The sequence below is a fragment of the Mesorhizobium sp. P3_A9 genome, from assembly GCF_056402975.1.
This window is the reverse complement of record NZ_JBFUGJ010000572.1, coordinates 1-2420: the sequence shown is the minus strand read 5'-3', so window position 1 is coordinate 2420 and position 2420 is coordinate 1. Positions and strand designations below refer to the sequence as shown.

The following is a 2420-nucleotide window of genomic DNA, read 5'->3' as shown; positions in this document are numbered from 1 at the left end:
GGGCCGCCTCGTTGGGAATGCGCTCGCCGACGCTCCAGCGGCCACCGACGATTTCAGCGCGCAGGCTGCCGGTCGCGCTGTCGGTAAGATTGGTTCGGATGGCAGGTTGCATCGGCCTATTCATCAAGTCATCGGATGACTTGATGAATAGGCCTGCTTCTGCCTGCCGTCAAGATGCTGATAGAGATGGAAGYTCACCAAGCCGTGGCGTTGATCAGTTGGCGGCCCGTGAAAAACTCGCCATGTGGAAGGCTTGGACCTCCGGCGGATAGCGATACTCCGTGCCATAGGGGCAGGCATTGCGGTCAAGGCAGCCGCCGCTGCGGCACGGCTCGCCCTTCGCCCCCCGCACATGCGCCAGGCAGGCCTGGTAGGCGAAGCCTTCCCTGGAATAGGCATCGACCGGACAGGATTTCAGGCAGGGTTTCTCGACGCAGGCATCGCAAAGATGGATTGCCTCGCCCTGCTCCGGAAGCGCAATCTCGTCCTCGAACAGCAACGCGCCGCGATAGGCATGCCAAAGCCCGTATTCCGGATGCATGAGGATGCCGAGCGGCGACGGCTTTAGCCCCTCCGCCCGCATCGCCCATTGCTGGAACGGCAGATAGGGTTTGTCCGAGGGCGAAACCGCGCGCGCGCCGAATGTCTCCGCCACAGCGCCGATGATTTGCCCCGACCAGCTGTCGAGCGGATTGGCGATAGTCTGTGGCTGCTGCTCCCGCCAGCGCAGGAAATGCGGCCAGGGTGCAGCCCCCGCTTGCCCCACCAGCAGCACGGACCTTGCCGGCGCGCCCGAGGCGCCATGCGGAACATCCTCGTCGTCATGAAAGACAAAGCCGCCGCGCAGGATGAGGTTGTTGGCGCCAAGCGCGGCCGTGATCTCTTCGATCATGCCGCGCACAGACTCATCCCTTCTTGTCCGGATCGGAGAAGGCGCTCCGCCAGACTTCCTTGTGGATGATGTTGGCGACTTTAGCCCCGCCTGACTCGGGCTCCTTTCAAGTGAAGGCGTCGGGCATCGACCCCTTCTTCTTGGCGATAAACTCCTTCAGCGCTTCGTCGATGCTCGGGTCGAGATAAGGCGCTTCATAGCTTTCCAGCCAGCGGCGGGCGAGCTCGTTGGCGCGCTGCGGCGCCGTCTTCTCGCCCTCGGCCAGCCACTGTTCGTAGGAATTGTTGTCGGCGATGTTGGAGCGGTAGAAGGCGGTCTGGAAATTCGCCTGGGTGTGGTCGCAGCCAAGATAGTGGCTGCCCGGCCCGACCTGGCGGATGGCATCCATCGCCTGGCCGTTCTCCGACAGGTCGACGCCTTCGGAGAATTTCTGCGTCATGCCGAGCTGGTCGATGTCCATCATGAATTTTTCATAGCAGGACGCCAGCCCGCCCTCGAGCCAGCCGGCCGAGTGGAGGACGAAATTGGTGCCGGCGAGAATGGTCGAGTTCAGTGTGTTGGCGCTTTCGTAGGCCGCCTGTGCGTCCGGAACCTTGGATGCGCAGAGCGAACCACCGGTGCGGAACGGCAGGCCTAGGCGGCGCGCGAGCTGGGCGGCGCCATAGGACACCAGCGACGGCTCCGGGGTGCCGAAGGTCGGCGCGCCCGACTGCATCGAGATCGACGAGGCRAAMGTGCCGAACAACACAGGCGCGCCCGGCCGGATCAGCTGCGTGAACGACGCGCCGGCCAGCACTTCGGCCAAGACCTGCGTCAACGTGCCGGCGACCGTCACCGGGCTCATGGCGCCGGCGAGGATGAACGGCGTCACGATGCAGGCCTGGTTGTGGCGCGAATAGACTTTCAGCGCGCCAAGCATGGTCTCGTCGAACACCATCGGCGAATTGGCATTGATCAGGCTGGTCAGCACCGTGTTGTTTTCGACGAAATCGTCGCCGAAGACGATCTTGGCCATCGCCACCGTGTCTTCGGCGCGCTCCGGCGCGGTCACCGAGCCCATGAACGGCTTGTCGGAATATTTGATGTGGCTGTAGATCATGTCGAGATGGCGCTTGTTGACCGGCACATCGACCGGCTCGCAAACCGTGCCGCCCGAATGGTGGATCGACGGCGCCATATAGGCGAGCTTCACGAAATTCTGAAAATCCTCGATCGTCGCGTACCGGCGGTTTCCGTCAAGGTCGCGCACGAAGGGCGGGCCATAGACCGGCGCGAAGACAGTGGCATTGCCGCCGATCTGCACAGACCGTTCTGAATTGCGGGCATGCTGGGTGTAGACGGACGGCGCGGTCTTCAGCAGCGAMCGGCAAAGCCCCTTCGGGAAATGCACGCGCTCGCCCTTGACGTCGGCGCCAGCCTCTTTCCACAGCTGCAGCGCTTCGGCGTCATCGCGAAAAATGATGCCGATCTCTTCGAGCACCGTGTCGGTGTTCTTCTCGATCAGCGCCAGGCCCTCTTCGTCGAGCAC

At 63.2% G+C, this 2420-nt stretch carries 2 protein-coding genes; both read right to left on the bottom strand.

Features of this window, described 5'->3' with window-relative positions; genetic code table 11:
- Positions 1-214: 214 nt before the first annotated feature.
- Positions 215-901, bottom strand: a complete 687-nt coding sequence (locus AC1DX0_RS34665) for a hypothetical protein (RefSeq protein ID WP_477222155.1) — start codon at positions 899-901, stop codon at positions 215-217.
- Between the two features lie 97 nt (positions 902-998).
- Positions 999-2420: trimethylamine methyltransferase family protein (locus tag AC1DX0_RS34660; RefSeq protein ID WP_477358885.1), on the bottom strand; the 1422-nt coding region annotated here is incomplete at its 5' end.